This window comes from Pseudoxanthomonas spadix BD-a59 (genome assembly GCF_000233915.3).
Classification (GTDB): Bacteria; Pseudomonadota; Gammaproteobacteria; order Xanthomonadales; family Xanthomonadaceae; genus Pseudoxanthomonas_A; species Pseudoxanthomonas_A spadix.
Map to the genome: position 1 here is coordinate 885,072 of NC_016147.2, position 16,773 is coordinate 901,844.

12 protein-coding genes are annotated in these 16,773 nt (G+C 69.3%); 8 read left to right on the top strand and 4 right to left on the bottom strand.

Annotated features, from left to right (window positions below; all coding sequences use genetic code 11):
- The first annotated feature begins 11 nt into the window (after window positions 1-11).
- Complete coding sequence (gene yoaA, locus DSC_RS03950) at window positions 12-2,009, top strand: DNA repair helicase YoaA (protein WP_014159839.1); 1,998 nt, start codon at window positions 12-14, stop codon at window positions 2,007-2,009.
- A gap of 155 nt (window positions 2,010-2,164) precedes the next feature.
- Complete coding sequence (locus DSC_RS03955) at window positions 2,165-3,805, top strand: NAD+ synthase (RefSeq protein WP_014159840.1); 1,641 nt, start codon at window positions 2,165-2,167, stop codon at window positions 3,803-3,805.
- Window positions 3,806-3,966: 161 nt separating this feature from the next.
- Here the strand turns inward: DSC_RS03955 and DSC_RS03960 are convergent, their stop codons facing one another.
- A complete protein-coding gene (locus tag DSC_RS03960) occupies window positions 3,967-4,845 on the bottom strand; it encodes an outer membrane protein assembly factor BamD (protein ID WP_014159841.1) in 879 nt (292 codons plus the stop codon).
- 107 nt (window positions 4,846-4,952) lie between these two features.
- Here DSC_RS03960 and rluD point away from each other — a divergent pair, with 107 nt between their 5' ends.
- From rluD to DSC_RS03980, 4 genes are all read left to right on the top strand, one after another.
- Entirely contained in the window at window positions 4,953-5,957 is a 1,005-nt protein-coding gene (rluD, locus tag DSC_RS03965) for a 23S rRNA pseudouridine(1911/1915/1917) synthase RluD (protein WP_014159842.1), read from the top strand.
- Between the two features lie 10 nt (window positions 5,958-5,967).
- Window positions 5,968-6,735, top strand: a complete 768-nt coding sequence (gene pgeF, locus DSC_RS03970; protein WP_014159843.1) for a peptidoglycan editing factor PgeF — start codon at window positions 5,968-5,970, stop codon at window positions 6,733-6,735.
- A 323-nt stretch (window positions 6,736-7,058) separates the two neighbouring features.
- Window positions 7,059-7,535, top strand: a complete 477-nt coding sequence (locus DSC_RS03975; protein ID WP_014159844.1) for a DUF3574 domain-containing protein — start codon at window positions 7,059-7,061, stop codon at window positions 7,533-7,535.
- A gap of 112 nt (window positions 7,536-7,647) precedes the next feature.
- Entirely contained in the window at window positions 7,648-9,243 is a 1,596-nt protein-coding gene (locus tag DSC_RS03980; protein ID WP_014159845.1) for a SulP family inorganic anion transporter, read from the top strand.
- Window positions 9,244-9,253: 10 nt separating this feature from the next.
- Here the strand turns inward: DSC_RS03980 and DSC_RS03985 are convergent, their stop codons facing one another.
- Both DSC_RS03985 and DSC_RS03990 read right to left on the bottom strand, forming a co-directional pair.
- Window positions 9,254-9,961: a glutathione S-transferase gene (locus tag DSC_RS03985; RefSeq protein WP_014159846.1), complete on the bottom strand. Its 708-nt coding sequence runs from the start codon at window positions 9,959-9,961 to the stop codon at window positions 9,254-9,256.
- 75 nt (window positions 9,962-10,036) lie between these two features.
- A complete protein-coding gene (locus DSC_RS03990; RefSeq protein ID WP_014159847.1) occupies window positions 10,037-10,315 on the bottom strand; it encodes a GIY-YIG nuclease family protein in 279 nt (92 codons plus the stop codon).
- A 178-nt stretch (window positions 10,316-10,493) separates the two neighbouring features.
- On the opposite strand from DSC_RS03990, the gene clpB reads away from it, so the two are divergent.
- A complete protein-coding gene (gene clpB, locus DSC_RS03995) occupies window positions 10,494-13,079 on the top strand; it encodes an ATP-dependent chaperone ClpB (RefSeq protein ID WP_014159848.1) in 2,586 nt (861 codons plus the stop codon).
- A gap of 319 nt (window positions 13,080-13,398) precedes the next feature.
- On the top strand, window positions 13,399-14,685 hold the full coding sequence (locus DSC_RS04000) for an O-acetylhomoserine aminocarboxypropyltransferase/cysteine synthase family protein (protein WP_014159849.1): 1,287 nt from the start codon (window positions 13,399-13,401) through the stop codon (window positions 14,683-14,685).
- Window positions 14,686-14,692: 7 nt separating this feature from the next.
- Here DSC_RS04000 and ybaL read toward each other — a convergent pair whose 3' ends face one another.
- Entirely contained in the window at window positions 14,693-16,447 is a 1,755-nt protein-coding gene (gene ybaL, locus DSC_RS04005) for a YbaL family putative K(+) efflux transporter (protein WP_014159850.1), read from the bottom strand.
- Between the last annotated feature and the right edge of the window lie 326 nt (window positions 16,448-16,773).

Consider the following 16,773-nt stretch of genomic DNA (forward strand, 5'->3'; position numbering starts at 1 on the left):
AACCGCGCCTGATGTCGCAGCTGTCCCAGGCCAGCCGCGAGGCGTTGGGTGAGGGCGGGGCGCTGGCGGTGCGGCTGGAGCAGTTCGTCCCGCGCCAGGCCCAGCTGAGCCTGACCGCCGCGATCGCCGATGCGCTGGAAGCGCGCGACACCCTGCTGGCCGAGGCCGGCACCGGCACCGGCAAGACCTTCGCCTATCTGGTCCCGGTGCTGCTGTCGGGGATGAAGGCGATCCTGTCCACCGGCACCCGCGCGCTGCAGGACCAGCTGTTCCACCGCGACCTGCCGCGGGTGCGCGCGGCGCTGGGCGTGGGCCACAGCGCGGCGCTGCTCAAGGGGCGCGCCAATTATCTATGCCGCTATCGGCTGGGCCAGGCGCGCGGCGCGCCGCAGTTCGCCAGCCGCGAGCAGGTCGACCAGTTCCAGCGGATCGTGGTCTGGAGCGGGCGCACCCGCCACGGCGACATGGCCGAACTGGAATCGCTGCCCGAGGATTCGCCGCTGCTGCCCCTGGTGACCTCGACCGTGGACAACTGCCTGGGCACCGAATGCCCGTTCTGGGACGACTGCTTCGTGGTCCAGGCGCGCCAGCGCGCGCAGGCCGCCGACATCGTGGTGGTCAACCACCACCTGCTGCTGGCCGACCTGGCGCTCAAGCAGGAAGGCTTCGGCGAGATCCTGCCCGGTGCCCAGGCCTTCGTCATCGACGAGGCCCACCAGCTGCCGGAACTGGCGGCCAACTTCTTCGGCGAAGCCTTCGGCCTGCGTCCGTTGCAGGAACTGGTCGGCGATGCCTTCGCCGAAAGCCGCGCGGTGCCTGGTGCGTTGGCCCAGGTCGAACCGCTGGCGCGCGCCCTGGACTTTTCCGTGCGTCAGCTGCGCGCGGCGATGGAAGGGTTGCCACCGCGCGGCACCCGCCAGCGCGCACTGGGCAGTCCGGCGGTGGCCGAGGGCTTTGACACCTTGATGATCGCGCTGCAGGACCTGGCCGGTGTGCTGGCGCCGCTGGCCGCGGCCGCGCCGGGCCTGGATGCCTGCCACGCCCGGGCACGCGAGATCAGCGGCCGGCTGCAGCGCTGGCTGGGCCAAGCGCCGGGACCCGGGGAAGACCAGGACGGCGTGGCATCTGCGGCTTTTGCCATTCCGGGTCCCGAGTCCCGGGTCCCGGCTCCCGGCTCCTCCGACGTGTTCTGGTACGAGCTGACCCCGCGCGGGTTCCGCTGCCAGCGCACGCCGCTGGATGTGTCCGCGCCGCTGCGCCAGCATCGGCAGGCCTCGCACGCGGCCTGGATCTTCACCTCAGCCACGCTGGCGGTGGGTGGCGGCTTTGACCACATCGCCACCCGGCTGGGCCTGGACGATCCGCACACGCTGCTGCAGCCCAGCCCGTTCGACTGGCCGCGCCAGGCGCTGTGCTACCAGCCGCCCGGCCTGCCCGATCCGAACGCGCGCGGCTACGGCACCGCCCTGATCGCCGCGCTGTTGCCGGTGCTGCATGCCTCCGGCGGCCGTGCGTTCCTGCTGTTTGCCTCGCACCGGGCGCTGCGCGAGGCCGCGCAAGCCCTGCGCGATGCGCCGTGGCCGCTGTTCGTGCAGGGCCAGGCGCCGCGCGCCACGCTGCTGCAGCGCTTTCGCGAATCGGGCAACGGCGTGCTGCTGGGTTCGGCCAGTTTCCGCGAAGGCGTGGACGTGGTTGGTGAGGCGCTGAGCGTGGTGGCCATCGACAAGCTGCCCTTCGCCGCGCCGGATGATCCGGTGTTCGAGGCCAGGCTGGAAGCGATCCGCAACGCCGGCGGCAATCCGTTCCGCGACGAGCAGCTGCCGCAGGCGGTGATCGCGCTCAAGCAGGGCGTGGGCCGGCTGATTCGCAGCGAGTCCGATCGCGGCGTGCTGGTGCTGTGCGACCCGCGCCTGTCCAGCAAGGCCTACGGCCGCACCTTTCTGCAGTCGCTGCCGCCGTTTGCGCGCACCCGCGAGGTAGCCGATGTGCAGGCATTCTTCGGCCAGTAACCAATCAAGAAGCGGCCTGCCGTGGGAGCCGCTACAGCGGCGATGAGGCGTTACCGGTCAAGCTTCATCGCCGCTGTCGCGGCTCCCACCAAGCCGGCCTGCGTGTTCTGAAATAATGCGGCTGTCTCTCCCGCTTCCTCCGCTCCAGGTGACCCATGTCCGCAACGCTCCGCATCGCGATGGCGCAGTTCGATTTCCCGGTCGGCGACCTGGCGGGCAACACCACCCGCATCATCGACCAGATCGCGCTGGCCCGTGAGGAATTCGGCGCCGACCTGGTGCTGTTCCCCGAGCTGGCCCTGAGCGGCTATCCACCGGAAGACCTGCTGATGCGGCCCTCGTTCCTGGCCGATTGCCACGCGGCGATGGAGCAAGTGGCCAGGGCGGTCGGCGGGGACATTACCGCGGTGGTGGGCTGGCCGGAGAGTGCCGGCAGCGTGCTCTACAACGCCGCCTGCGTGCTGCGCGATGGCCAAGTCATTGCCAACTATCGCAAGCGCGAGCTGCCCAACTACAACGTCTTCGACGAGCGCCGCTATTTCCACGTCGATCCCGACGGCGGCCCGTGCGTGTTCGAGGTCAAGGGCGTGCCGGTCGGCCTGGTGATCTGCGAGGACCTGTGGTTCCCCGAGCCGCTGGCCGAGACCGCCGCGCAGGGCGCACAGCTGGTGCTGGTGCCCAACGCCTCGCCGTTCGAACACAACAAGCACGCCCAGCGCGATGCGCTGCTGGCCCAGCGCGTGCGCGAGACCGGTGTGGCCCTGGCCTACATCAACCTGGTCGGTGGCCAGGATGCGCTGGTGTTCGACGGTGCCTCGGTGGTGGCCAGCGGCAACGGCGAGATCTCGCCAGCGGCTTCGGCCTTCACCGAGCAGTGGCTGGTGGTGGACTACGAGGCCGACAGCCGGATGTTCACGCCGGTGCAGTGGCAGGACGAAGGCGACGAGAGCCGCGATGCGCTGGCCTGGCGCGCGGTGGTGCGCGGGATCGCCGACTACTGCCGCAAGAACGGCTTCTCCAAGGCGTGGGTGGCACTGTCCGGCGGCATCGATTCGTCGATCGTGCTGGCGATGGCGGTCGAGGCGCTGGGCGCCGAGAACGTCACCGCCGTGCGCCTGCCCTCGCGCTACACGGCGGACTTGTCCAATTCGCTGGCCCAGGAGCAGTGCCAGGCGCTGGGCGTGCGCATGGAGACCATCGCCATCGAAAGCGCGTTCACCGGTTTCCTCGACGCGCTGGGCCCGATGTTCGAGGGCCGCCAGCCCGACACCACCGAGGAGAACCTGCAGTCGCGCGCGCGCGGGGCGATCATGATGGCCCTGTCCAACAAGTTCGGCGGGCTGCTGTTGACCACCGGCAACAAGAGCGAGTACGCGGTCGGCTACGCCACCATCTACGGCGACATGTGCGGCGGCTATGCGCCGATCAAGGACCTGTACAAGACCGAGGTGTTCGCGCTGGCGCGCTGGCGCAATACCGTCGGCGGCGCGCCGGTGATCCCGCAGGGGGTGATCGAGCGCCCGCCCTCGGCCGAACTGCGCCAGAACCAGCTGGACCAGGACTCGCTGCCGCCCTACGACGTGCTGGACGCCATCCTGACCCGCTACGTGGACCTGGAGCAGTCGCGTGCCGAGATCATCGCCGCCGGTTTCGACGCCGAGGTGGTCAACCGCATGCTGCGCCTGGTGCGCATGAGCGAATGGAAGCGCCAGCAGGCCGCGCCCGGCCCCAAGGTCTCCCAGCGCGCCTTCGGCCGCGAACGTCGCTATCCGATCAGCAACCGCTATCCGGCGTAGGAGCCTGGGCTGACAAAGCCCCCGTGGGAGCCGCTTCAGCGGCGATGGGATCTCACTTGCGGGAATGCCTCATCGCCGCTGAAGCGGCTCCCACAGGGGGCGTTGCGACGAAACAGGGGCCTTGCGGCCCCTGTTCCGTGCGTGCGCTGGCGCGGCCCGGATCACTGCCTGCGCGCGTCCTCGTTGTCCAGCGCGGACTTCTCGCCGGCGAACGGGTTGAGCTTGCGGATGGTCATCGGATAGTCGGGCCAGTTGCCACTCAGCCACGGGTGCTGCGGGTCGTTCATCTGCAGCACGCGGCGGGCATCGTCGGCCAGGGTCTTGTTGTCCAGCCTGGTGTAGGCCTCGGCCAGGACGGCGACCGCGTCGTATTGGTACTTGCTCTGCGGGTAGGTTTCCAGGATGTACTTGGCCCGGGTCGCCGCCGCGATGTAGGCACCGCGGTTCAGGTAATACAGGGCCGTGTCCATCTCGTGGCGGGCGAAGGTGTTGCGCAACTCGATCATGCGCCGGCGTGCATCCTCGGCGTAGCGGCTGTTGGGGTAGCGCTCGGAGACGGTGTTGAAGTCGCTGTAACCCTGCAGCGGGGTGGACAGGTCGCGGCGGCTGGAATCCAGGCGCCAGACCTTCTGCAGGAACACCGTGTCGCGACTGGCGTTGGCCAGGCCGCGCAGGTAGTACATGTAGGGCACGTTGCGCTGGGTGGGATAGGTGCGCAGGAAGCGGTCGATACTGGACACCGCCTCGTCCATCTTGCCGGACTTGTACTGGGCGTAGGCGATTTCCATCTGCGCCTGCTCGGTGTACGGGCCGTATGGGTACTGGGCGATCAGCGCCTGGAACTGCTTCTCCGCGCCGCTCCAGTTGCCGTGGGTCATGTCGGCGTGGGCTTCGGCGTAGATGGCCTCCACCGGACGGGACTCGGCGGCCTTGTCCTTGTTGTTGCGGCCACAGCCGGTGGCGGTGAGGGCCACCACCAGGAGCAGGAGCAGGACGCGGACGGCGGGGCGGGTGAACTGGGCTGCGAGGCGCTGGGACATGGGCTGGCGGCCTGGGCCGCGTCGGGGAAACGAGGCGGCGATGATAGCCTAGGCCGCTGCCGGGCCATGAATGTCCGGTCAATCGAACCCGACGGCCCTGTGACGAAATGACCGCTTCCCCCGACCACGACACCCTGCCGGACTCGGCCAGCGCCGAAGGTCCGCGCACCGCGGTGGTGCCTGCGCATGCCGCCGGGCGCCGGTTCGACGCGGTCCTGGCCGAGCTGTTCCCGGAGTTTTCCCGCTCGCGCCTAGCCGAATGGATCAAGTCCGGCGATGCGCTGCTGGACGGCGAGCAGGCGCGCACGCGCGATCCGGTGACCCCCGGGCAGGTCGCCAGCCTGCAGGTGGTGCTGGACACCCAGACCCACGCCCAGCCCGAGGACATTGCGCTGCAGGTCCTGTATGAGGACAGCGAGGTCATCGTCCTGGACAAGCCGGCCGGGCTGGTGGTGCACCCCGGCGCCGGCAATCCGACCGGGACCCTGGTCAACGCGCTGCTGTTCCATGACCGGTCGCTGTCGGCGCTGCCGCGCGCGGGCATCGTCCACCGCCTGGACAAGGACACCTCCGGGGTGATGGTGGTGGCCAGGACCCTGCCGGCGCACGCCTCGCTGGTGGCCCAGCTGTCCGCGCGCCAGGTGCATCGCCAGTACCTGGCCGTGGTGGTGGGGGCGATGGTCTCCGGCGCCACCGTCGATGCGCCGATCGACCGCCACCCGCGCGACCGCCTGAAGATGGCCGTGCGCGAGGATGGCCGTGATGCCGTGACCCACGTGCGCCTGCGCGAACGCTTCCGCGGCCATACCGCGGTCGAGTGCCGCCTGGAAACCGGCCGCACCCACCAGATCCGCGTGCACATGGCGCACCTGCGCTTCCCGATCGTGGGTGATCCGCTGTACGGCGGCCCGCTGCGCCTGCCGCGCGGCGCCGACGAGGAACTCACCGCCCGGCTGCGCGGCTTCCGCCGCCAGGCGCTGCACGCCGAGACGCTGGAATTCACCCACCCCACCACCGGCGAGCCGGTGCGTACCAGTGCGCCGGTTCCGGCCGACATGCTGGCGCTGATGGCGGCCCTGCGCGCCGACGCGGCCGCGCACAAGGCCAAATGAGCCTGCCGGCATGAGCGCGCTGCTGCCCGCCGACTGGCCGGCGCCGCCCGGCGTGCGGGCCTTGAGCACGCTGCGCTTCGGGGCCGGCGGCTCGGCGCCGCCGTTCGACACCTTCAACCTGGGCAACCGCAGCGCGAGCGACGGCGATAGGCCGGCCCAGGTGGAAGCCAACCGTGCCGAACTGGCGATGTTGGTCGAGCTGCCGTCGCTGCCGCACTGGCTGCGCCAGGTGCATGGCACCGGCGTGGCGCGCTTGGATGTGCCGTTGGCGGTGCCGCGCGCGGCTTCCGAGGAACCCGAGGCCGACGCAGCGGTCACCGCCACGCCTGAAGTGGTCCTGGCGATCCTCACCGCCGACTGTCTGCCGGTGGTGCTGGCCGCGGCAGATGGCAGCGAGGTGGCGGCCGCGCATGCCGGCTGGCGCGGACTGGCCGGTGGCGTGCTGGAAGCCACGGTTGCGGCGATGACCACGGCGCCTGCGCGCATCCGCGCCTGGCTGGGGCCGGCGGCCGGACCGCAGGCCTACGAGATCGGCCGGGAGGTGTTCGATGCGCTCACCGCCTCCGATCCGGAGGCTGCAGCCGCCTTCATTGCCACCCGGCCTGGCCACTGGCGGGTTGACCTGTACGCGCTGGCGCGGCGCCGGCTGGCGGCCGTGGGCGTGACCGATGTCCATGGCGGCGGCCTGTGCACCATCTCCGCACCCGGCCGCTTCTTCTCGCATCGACGTGACGGCCGCAGCGGGCGGCTGGCCACGCTGGTCTGGCGCGCCCCCTGAGCGCGGCGTGCCCCTTGGCCATGAAGGCCAGTCACACCGCTGCTGCTTGCACTCTGCCGCCGCTGTGCCAGCGTGCTGAGCGAGGCGCCGTTCAACGCGCTGCCGGCGCCACCACCTGCACGCCCCGACCTCGCAGCGACGTGTCGGGTGCTGGACTGCACGGGCCTGGGGGCGCTCCGCTTTTCCAGACTTCCCCCAGCGCGATTCAGATCGGACAATCGGGGCATCTGCGCAGGTTGGCGGATGTTGTCCCGGCATGACAGCGCGCCGCCAGGTGCGTCACCGTGCGCCTCTTCTTCAGCTGTTTCCCGGAGTTTGTGCCGATGTTGCTGCGTGCCGCGCTGCTGCTTTCCCTGCTGACCCTGGGCGCCTGCGTCACCACGCAGGGCACTGCTGCGCCGCAGGTCGGCACGACCGCCTCACTGCAGGGCGATGCCTTGCGCCCGGCGGCTGCCACCGGCTGGATCCGTAGCGAGCTGTACTTCGGTGTGGGCCAGGAGAGCGGCGCGGTTGATCGGCCTCAGGGTGCACCGATCAGCGAGGCCCGGTGGCGCGCCTTCCTGGACAAGGAAGTGACCCCGCGTTTCCCGGATGGCCTGACCGTGTTCGATGCCGAGGGCCAGTGGTTGTTCCGCGGCGCGGCCGAGCCCAGCCGGCTCGAGACCAAGGTGCTGGTGGTGCTGCACCCTGACACGCCCGCGCGCCGCGCCGACATCGAGGCCATCCGCCTGGCCTGGAAGCAGGCCACCGGCCACCAGTCGGTGCTGTGGTCGCGCCAGCCGGTCGAGGTCTCGTTCTGAGCGCGTGCGCCGGTGTTCGTGGCGCTCGAGCGTGGCGATCGGCCGTGGCGGCGCTGTTCGCCGCGAAGCCGACCCCTTAGCATCGCCCTCCCCTGCTTTTGCGAACGTCGACATGTCCCACGCCGCTTCGCCCTCTCCGTTCCGCCCGCGCTGGTTCGTCGCCGGCGATCTCAATGGGTTCTTCGGTCTGGTGGTGGACAACCTGTCGATCCTGGGCTTCATCGCGATGGCGCTGGTGGGGATCTTCCGGTTTCCGGCCGAGGTGGTGTTCGGGCGGATGTTCCCGGGCACGGCCTTTGGGGTGCTGGTGGGCAACCTGGCCTACACCTGGATGGCGCGCAGGCTGGCGGCCAGGAGCGGGCGCGAGGATGTGACCGCGATGCCGCTGGGGCTGGACGCGCCGACCAGCATCGGCATGGCGCTGCTGGTGCTGGGCCCGGCCTTTGCCGGCTTCAAGGCCGGCGGGATGACGCCCGAGGCGGCGGCGATGGCCACCTGGCAGCTGGGCATGGCTGCACTGATGATCATGGGACTGTTCAAGCTGGTGCTCTCGTTCTTTGGCGAAGCGGTCACCCGCGCGCTGCCGCGTGCGGCGCTGCTGGGATCGATCGCCGGGATCGCGCTGGTGCTGATGGGCTTCTTGCCGCTGCTGGAAACGCTCAAGTCGCCGGTCGTGGGCCTGCTGACGCTGGGCCTGCTGCTGTATGTGCTGATCGCCAAGGGCCGGCTGCCGGTCAAGCTGCCGGGGGTGCTGGTGGCCTTCGTGGTCGGCACGCTGCTGTATTACGCGCTGGGCCTGGCCGGGCTGGGCGCGCCGGGCTTCAAGCTGCCCGAACTGGTGCCACCGCAGATCGCGCTGCCGCTGCCGTCGCTGGGTTTCGTCACCGGCATGGCCGATGCGCTTGCCTACCTGCCGCTGCTGCTGCCGTTCGGCCTGCTGATGGTGGTCGGCGGGATCAACGTGTCCGAAAGCGCGCGTGCGGCCGGCGACGACTACCGCACCCGCGACATCCTGCTGGTGGAAGCCATCGCCACCCTGATCGCCGGCGTCTGCGGCGGGGTGGCCCAGACCACGCCCTACATCGGCCAGCCGGCTTACAAGCACATGGGCGCGCGCAGCGGTTACACGCTGCTGACGGGCCTGTTCATCGGTATCGGCGGCATGCTGGGGGTGGTGTCGATGCTGGTGCAGTGGCTGCCGCTGGCGGTGCTCTCGCCGATCATCGTGTACGTGGCCATCGACATCACCACCCAGGCCTTCCAGGCCACCCCGCACAGGCATGCCGGGGCGATGGTGCTGGGTTTTTTGCCCTCGGTGGCCTACCTGCTGCTGATCAAGGCCCATGGCTGGATCGGGCCCGAGCAGTTCGTCGCGATGACCACCACGGTCAATGGCCAGGGCCTGCCGGAAATGGCGGTGATCCTGGTGCTGGGCAACGGCTTCATCCTCACTGCGATGCTGTGGATCAGCGCGGTGGCGGCGATGGTCGATGGCGCGCTGCGGCGGGCGGCGGTCTTCTGGGCGGTGGCTGCGGCAATGACCCTGTTCGGGGTGATCCATTCGGTGGCCCCCAACGGCGCGCTGACCCTGCCCTGGCAGCTGGAAGGGCTGGGGCGCACGCTGTGCTGGCAGTTCGCTGGCGCCTATGCCGCGCTGGCGGCGTTGATGGCGGCGTTGTCGCTGCAGTCCACGGCGAGCCTTCGATAGGCGCGCTGCCTCACGCCGCATCCAGCTCAGGATAGTGGCGGAAGAGGCCGCGGGTGTTGAACGCCACCCGCCGCTCGGAGGCCAGATAGGCGGCGATGTTCGGTCGCTGCGCGATGCGCGCCCTGAGCGCCTGCAGCAGCGGCAGGGTGGGCGCCAGGGTGGCCATGCGCTTGGGGAACATGTACTCCAGCCCGCTCATCACCTGGAACAGCGACAGGTCCACGTAGGAGTGCTGGCCCAGCGCGTGCCTGCCGCCGCCCTGTTCCAGCACGTCCTCGAAATAGCCCAGGAACTTGGGCAGGCGGTTGCTGCGCAGGTCCTCGGCGCGACGCCGCGCTTCGGTCTTCTGGTCTTCGTAGTACAGCGCGCTGGCGATCGGGTGATGGGTGTCGTGCACCTCGGCGACCAGGTCGGTGATGGTCATCTGCAGCTGCAGCGCCTGCAGGCGGCGCGATTCGGCCTGCGGCACCAGCCCCAGGTGCGGGCCCAGGTAATGCAGGATGCCGGCGACCTGGGCGATCACCAGGCGACCGGCCTTGAGGAATGGAGGTGCGAACGGGCGCGCGCCCTCGTGCTGGCCTTCCAGGAAGGCGTTCATGGCCGCATCGCCTTCCACGCGCGCCACATCGGTGTAGTCGGCGGCCGCATCTTCCAGCGCCAGGCGGACGAACTCGCCGCGGCCCTGCAGCCCGGTCCAGTAATACAGGTCGTAGTGCATGGTGCAGCTCCGCAGTCGGGGGGCACCCAGGCTAGGCCAGCGTCGGCACGTACGGCGTGATCAGGGGCGCGTGGATCAGGTCAATGCGACCACCCCGGTCTCGCCCAGCAACCAGGCCAGCTTGCGGTCACGGGGCAGCTGCTTGACCTGCCATTCGGCCCGCGCGGCGCTGGCGCGGTCGGGGTAGCTGCGGCTGGCCAGGATGCACACGGGCGGGTGGGCGCGTGTGTAGCGCGCGCCGCGGCCCTGCACGTGGGCCTGGAAGCGGGCCTGCACATCGTTGCTGATGCCGCAGTAATAGCTGCCGTCGCGGCACTGGAGCAGGTAGACCGACCAGGAGGTGGGGGTGGGCATGAGGGTCATGATGCCGCAGGCGGGGCGCGCCCTTGCGCAGGATCAAGGCGCGCCAGCGGTCAGGCCGGCACCCTGCAGCGGGTTCAATCGGTTGGCGCAGCCGCCTTGAAACCCGCCCTGCCAACGCCATGTCGGTGACATTGCCGGCCTTGCCGGCCCCCCCTTCGAGGATTTCCCAATGCGGATGGACAAACTCACTTCGCGCTTCCAGCAAGCCCTGGCCGATGCCCAGTCGCTGGCCGTGGGCCGCGACCACAACTTCATCGAACCGGTGCACCTGATGGTGGCGCTGCTGGATCAGTCCGGCGGTAGCACCCGCGCGCTGCTGCAGCAGGCCGGGGTCAACGTGCCGGTGCTGCGCGAGCGCCTGGGCGAGTCGCTGGAGGCACTGCCCAAGGTCACCGGCCAGGCCGGCAACCTGTCGGTGGGCAACGACCTGGGCCGCCTGCTCAACCAGACCGACAAGCTGGCCCAGCAACATGGCGATGCCTTCATCGCCAGCGAGTGGTTCGTGCTGGCGGCGGTGGAAGACAATGGCCCGCTGGGCCTGGCCTTGCGCACGGCCGGTGCCGACAAAAAGAAGGTCGAAGCAGCCATCGACAAGATCCGCGGCGGCGAGAGCGTGCAGTCCGAAAACGCCGAGGACCAGCGCCAGGCGCTGGAGAAATACACCATCGACCTGACCGCACGCGCCGAGAGCGGCAAGCTGGATCCGGTGATCGGCCGCGACGAGGAGATCCGCCGCACCATCCAGGTGCTGCAGCGCCGGACCAAGAACAACCCGGTGCTGATCGGCGAGCCGGGCGTGGGCAAGACCGCGATCGTCGAAGGCCTGGCCCAGCGCATCGTCAATGGCGAGGTGCCGGAGAACCTGAAGAACAAGCGGGTGCTGTCGCTGGACATGGGCGCGCTGATCGCCGGCGCCAAGTTCCGCGGGGAATTCGAGGAGCGTCTGAAGGGCGTGCTCAATGACCTGGCCAAGAGCGAGGGCCAGATCATCCTGTTCATCGACGAGCTGCACACCATGGTCGGCGCCGGCAAGGCCGAGGGCTCGATGGATGCGGGCAATATGCTCAAGCCGGCGCTGGCCCGTGGCGAGCTGCACTGCGTCGGTGCGACCACGCTGGACGAGTACCGCAAGTACATCGAGAAGGATGCCGCGCTCGAGCGCCGCTTCCAGAAGGTGTTTGTCGGCGAGCCGTCGGTGGAAGACACCATCGCGATCCTGCGCGGCCTCAAGGAGCGCTACGCCGTGCACCACGGTGTGGAGATCACCGACCCGGCCATCGTCGCGGCGGCCACCCTGTCCCACCGCTACATCGCCGACCGTCAGCTGCCGGACAAGGCCATCGACCTGATGGACGAGGCCGCCAGCCGTATCCGCATGGAGATCGATTCCAAGCCGGAGGAACTGGACCGCATGGAGCGCCGCCTGATCCAGCTCAAGACCCAGCGCGAGATGCTGAAGAAGGAGAAGGACGCCGAATCGGCCAAGCGCCTGGCCGACCTGGAAGCGGACATCGACACCTTGGAACGCGAGTTCTCCGACCTCAACGAAGTCTGGAAATCGGAAAAGGCCGCGCTGCAGGGCGCCACCCGGATCAAGGAGCAGATCGAGGCGGCCAGGGTGGAACTGGAAGGCGCCCAGCGCCGCCAGGACTATGCGCGCATGAGCGAGATCCAGTACGGGGTGCTGCCGCAGCTGGAGAAGCAGCTGGCCGAAGCCCAGGCGGCCGAGCAGCAGGAGTTCAAGCTGGTCCAGGACCGGGTCACTGCCGAGGAGATCGCCGAGGTGGTTTCGCGCTGGACCGGCATCCCGGTGTCCAAGATGCTCGAGGGCGAGCGCGAGAAGCTGCTCAAGATGGAAGACCAGCTGCGCGAGCGCGTGGTCGGCCAGGAGGAGGCGATCAAGGTCGTGTCCGATTCGGTGCGTCGCTCGCGTGCCGGCCTGTCCGATCCAAACCGGCCCAGCGGTTCGTTCCTGTTCCTGGGCCCGACCGGCGTGGGCAAGACCGAGCTGTGCAAGGCGCTGGCCGAATTCCTGTTCGACAGCAGCGAGGCGATGATCCGCATCGACATGAGCGAGTTCATGGAGAAGCATTCGGTCGCCCGGCTGATCGGCGCGCCCCCGGGCTACGTGGGTTATGAGGAAGGCGGTTACCTGACCGAGGCGGTGCGTCGTCGCCCGTACTCGCTGATCCTGCTGGACGAGGTGGAAAAGGCGCACGGCGATGTGTTCAACATCCTGCTGCAGGTGCTCGACGATGGCCGCCTGACCGATGGCCAGGGCCGCACCGTGGACTTCCGCAACACCGTGATCGTGATGACCTCCAACCTGGGCAGCCAGCTGATCCAGGAGATGTCGCACGATGAAAGCGCCGAGTCCTACACCAAGATCAAGGCGGCGGTCATGGGCGTGGTCCAGGCGCACTTCCGGCCCGAGTTCATCAACCGGCTCGATGACATCGTGGTGTTCCATCCGCTGGACAAGGTCCAGATCCGCCAGATCGCCAGGATCCAGCTGCGCGGGCTGGAAGCGCGCCTGCGTGATCGCGGGATCGGGCTGGAGGTGTCCGATGCGGCGCTGAGCATCCTGGGCGATATCGGGTTCGACCCGGTCTACGGCGCACGTCCACTCAAGCGCGCGATCCAGTCGCAGCTGGAAAACCCGCTGGCGCAGAAGATCCTGTCCGGCGCGTTCGTCAGCGGCGACACCGTGCAGGTCGACGCGGCAGGGGGGCGGCTGGTGTTCGCCAAGGCGTAAGAAGGTCTGAATTCTTTGCTGTATGTCGCCATCCCCGCGCTCAACGGCGCGGGGATGGCGTTTTTGTTTTGAGCCGTTCCGGGGCAAGCCCAGCCGAGCGCCAACCGCGCTGGATGCATGCCAGCCCCACGCTACGGGATGCGGCGTCCAAGGAAGGCACTTGGCACGCGCCCCGCGCAAACGCGCCGTGTCGGTACCGGCGTAGTCGGATCGCTCATGCGCTGATTGCCTTTGGACATGAGCCGGGGTGGTGGAGGCCACCCCCGGCGCGACGGGCTGGGCTATCGTCGCCTTCCTTCTGCCCCAGTGAACCTGTGCCATGACCCAGCCCCAGTGGAAGCCCGAAACCATCGCCGTGCACGGTGGCTACAGCCCCGACCCGACCACCCGCGCGGTCGCCGTGCCGATCTACCAGACCGTGGCCTTCGCCTTCGACAGCACCCAGCACGGCGCGGACCTGTTCGACCTGAAGGTGCCGGGCAACATCTACAGCCGGATCATGAATCCGACCAACGAGGTGCTGGAGCAGCGCATGGCCGCCCTGGAGGGCGGGATCGGTGCGCTCGCGCTGGCCTCCGGGCAGGCGGCGGTGACCTACGCGATCCAGACCATCGCCGAGGCCGGCGACAACATCGTCTCCTCCAGCGCGCTGTACGGCGGCACCTACAACCTGTTCGCGCACACCCTGCCGCAGTTCGGCATCAGCACGCGCTTTGCCGATTATCGTGATCCACAGGCCTTCGCCGGCCTGATCGACGAGCGCACCAAGGCGGTGTTCGTCGAATCGATCGGCAACCCGCGCGGCAACATCACCGACATCGAGGCGGTGGCCGCAATCGCCCATGCGCACGGCGTGCCGTTGATCGTGGACAACACCGTCGCCACGCCCTACCTGTTGCGCCCGATCGACTTCGGCGCCGACATCGTGGTCCATTCGCTGACCAAGTACCTGGGCGGGCACGGCAACAGCCTGGGCGGGGCGATCGTCGATTCCGGGCGCTTCCCGTGGGCCGAGCACAAGGCCCGCTTCGGCCGCCTCAACGAGCCGGACGTCAGCTACCACGGCGTGGTCTATACCGAGGCCCTGGGCGAGGCGGCCTACATCGGTCGTGCGCGCGTGGTGCCGCTGCGCAATACCGGCGCGGCGCTGTCGCCGTTCAATGCCTTCCTGATCCTGCAGGGGATCGAGACCCTGGCCCTGCGCATGGACCGGATCAACGCCAACACCCTGGCCGTGGCCCATTACCTGCAGCAGCATGCCCGGGTGCAGTGGGTCAACTATGCCGCCCTGCCGGACCATCCCGAACATGCGCTGGCGCGCAAATACCTGCGCGGTCACGGCTCGGGCGTGCTCACCTTCGGTCTGCCCGGCGGGCGCGAGGCCGGCGCCCGCTTCCTGGACGCGCTGCAGCTGTTCACCCGCCTGGTCAACATCGGCGATGCCAAGTCGCTGGCCACCCATCCGGCCTCGACCACCCACCGCCAGCTCTCGCCCGAGGAACTGGACAAGGCCGGGGTGGGCATCGACACGGTGCGCCTGTCGCTGGGGATCGAACACATCGACGACCTGCTGGCCGACCTGGAACAGGCCCTGGCCCAGGCCTGAGCGGGCGCTACGGCACCGGCTGCACGCGCAGGGCGCGGTAGGGCGGGGTGGCCAGGATCATCTCGGCCAGCGAATGGGCCAGTTCGCGTTCGGCCAGGACCGCGCCATCGGCGCCGTGTGCGAGCAGGTGCGCAACCTCGGCTTCGCTGTGGGCGCGCGCCAGCACGGTCAGGTTCGGGTTGAGCGCCCGCAACTTGGCGATGGCCTCGCCGGCTTCCAGCGGCTGGGCGATGGCCAGCACCGCGATCCTGGCCTTGTCCGGTTGCGCCTCGGCCAGCACCGCATCGGCCGCCGCGCTGCCGCGGATGGCGGCAATGCCGGCGGCGTGCGCCCTTTCCACGTTGTCGCGGTTGTCATCGATCACCACCAGCGGCACCCCGCGCTCGCGCAGCAAGCGCGCCAGGTGGCTGCCCACGCGCCCGTAGCCGATCACGATGGCGTGCTCGTGCGCCTCCAGCGGCGGGCCGGGCCGCGGCTCGGGTTCGGCGGCCGGGGTGACCCCGGCGGTGTTCATGCCGTGGCGCCGGTTCCAGGCATCCAGGGCGGTGAACAGGAACGGATTGGCCACGATCGACAGCAGCGCCCCGGCCAGGATCAAGTCGTGCCCTTGCTGCGGCAGGATCTTCAGGCTCAGGCCCAGCCCGGCCAGGATGAAGGAGAACTCGCCGATCTGCGCCAGGCTGGCCGAGATGGTCAGCGCCGTGCCCTTGGGATGGCCGAACGCGCGCACGATGAGGTAGGCCGCCGCCGACTTGCCGACCACGATGATCAGGAAGCTCGCCAGCACCTGCAGCGGGTAGGTCACCAGGATGGCCGGGTCGAACAGCATGCCGACCGAGACGAAGAACAGCACTGCGAACGCATCGCGCAGCGGCAGCGAATCGCTGGCCGCCTTGTGGCTCAGCTCCGACTCGTTGAGCAGCATCCCGGCAAAGAACGCGCCCAGCGCGAAGCTCACCCCGAACAGCCTGGCCGAGCCGAACGCCACCCCCAGGGCGATGGCCAGCACTGACAGGGTGAACAGCTCGCGCGAGCCGGTGGCCGCGACCTTCTCCAGCGTCCACGGGATCACCCGCCTGCCCACCACCAGCATCACCGCCACGAACGCGGCCACCTGCAGCAGGGTGATGCCGATGGCCTTGGCGATCGACAGCCAGGCGTTCGGTTCGGCCTGGGCAGCCTTGACCGCCGCGCCGCCGCCGGCCTCGGCCACGGCCTGCGCGGTGGCGCCGTCGCCCAGCGCGCCGGCCAGCGCCGGCAGCAGCACCAGGGCCAGGACCATGGCCAGGTCTTCCACGATCAGCCAGCCCACGGCGATGCGGCCCTTGTTGGTGTCCAGCATGCGCCGGTCTTCCATCGCCCGCAGCAGCACCACCGTGCTGGCCACCGACAGGGCCAGGCCGAACACCAGGCCCTGCAGCGCGTTCCAGCCCATCCACCAGGCCAGCCCGAAGCCCAGCGCCGTGGCCACGGCGATCTGCGCGATCGCGCCGGGGACGGCGATCTTCCTGACCGACATCAGGTCTTCCAGCGAGAAGTGCAGGCCGACGCCGAACATCAACAGCATCACCCCCAGCTCGGACAGCTGGGTGGCCAGGTCCTGGTCGGCGACAAAGCCGGGCGTGAACGGCCCGACCACCATGCCCGCCACCAGATAGCCCACCAGCGGCGAGAGCCTGAGCCTGTTGGCCAGCGCGCCGAACACGAACGCCACGACCAGGCCGACGGCGATGATGTCGATCAGGCTGGTGTCGTGGTGCATGGCGTGTCCCCGTTAGGCTCGTCTACTCGTGGCCCGAGTTTCGCGCAATCGGCACAGGCCGGGAAAATCGAAACTGACTCGCCGGTTCATGTCATCTATCGAAGACGGACGCCGCCGACAGCAGGACACCGGCGGCTGACACCGGAAGCAGCGGGTGTGCGCACGCGCTTGACCGGTGGCAAACCGGATCGAGCGGGTTCTGGTCCGCGCAATGAAAAAGGCCCCGACATGCATCGGGGCCTTGGCCAAATCAGGCCGTCCGGATCGGCGCTTGCACCGAAGCGCTGACGGAAAACCGGATCCGGTCTTCCGCCGGGCGCTGCGGT

Coding starts and splice junctions, on each gene's coding strand:
- DSC_RS03975 (WP_014159844.1), top strand. CDS start 7,059: ATGTTGCTGCGTGCCGCGCTGCTGCTTTCCCTGCTGACCCTGGGCGCC.
- DSC_RS03990 (WP_014159847.1), bottom strand. CDS start 10,315: ATGCCCACCCCCACCTCCTGGTCGGTCTACCTGCTCCAGTGCCGCGAC.
- DSC_RS03955 (WP_014159840.1), top strand. CDS start 2,165: ATGTCCGCAACGCTCCGCATCGCGATGGCGCAGTTCGATTTCCCGGTC.
- yoaA (WP_014159839.1), top strand. CDS start 12: ATGTCGCAGCTGTCCCAGGCCAGCCGCGAGGCGTTGGGTGAGGGCGGG.
- DSC_RS04000 (WP_014159849.1), top strand. CDS start 13,399: ATGACCCAGCCCCAGTGGAAGCCCGAAACCATCGCCGTGCACGGTGGC.
- DSC_RS03985 (WP_014159846.1), bottom strand. CDS start 9,961: ATGCACTACGACCTGTATTACTGGACCGGGCTGCAGGGCCGCGGCGAG.
- ybaL (WP_014159850.1), bottom strand. CDS start 16,447: ATGCACCACGACACCAGCCTGATCGACATCATCGCCGTCGGCCTGGTC.
- DSC_RS03980 (WP_014159845.1), top strand. CDS start 7,648: ATGTCCCACGCCGCTTCGCCCTCTCCGTTCCGCCCGCGCTGGTTCGTC.
- rluD (WP_014159842.1), top strand. CDS start 4,953: ATGACCGCTTCCCCCGACCACGACACCCTGCCGGACTCGGCCAGCGCC.
- pgeF (WP_014159843.1), top strand. CDS start 5,968: ATGAGCGCGCTGCTGCCCGCCGACTGGCCGGCGCCGCCCGGCGTGCGG.
- clpB (WP_014159848.1), top strand. CDS start 10,494: ATGCGGATGGACAAACTCACTTCGCGCTTCCAGCAAGCCCTGGCCGAT.
- DSC_RS03960 (WP_014159841.1), bottom strand. CDS start 4,845: ATGTCCCAGCGCCTCGCAGCCCAGTTCACCCGCCCCGCCGTCCGCGTC.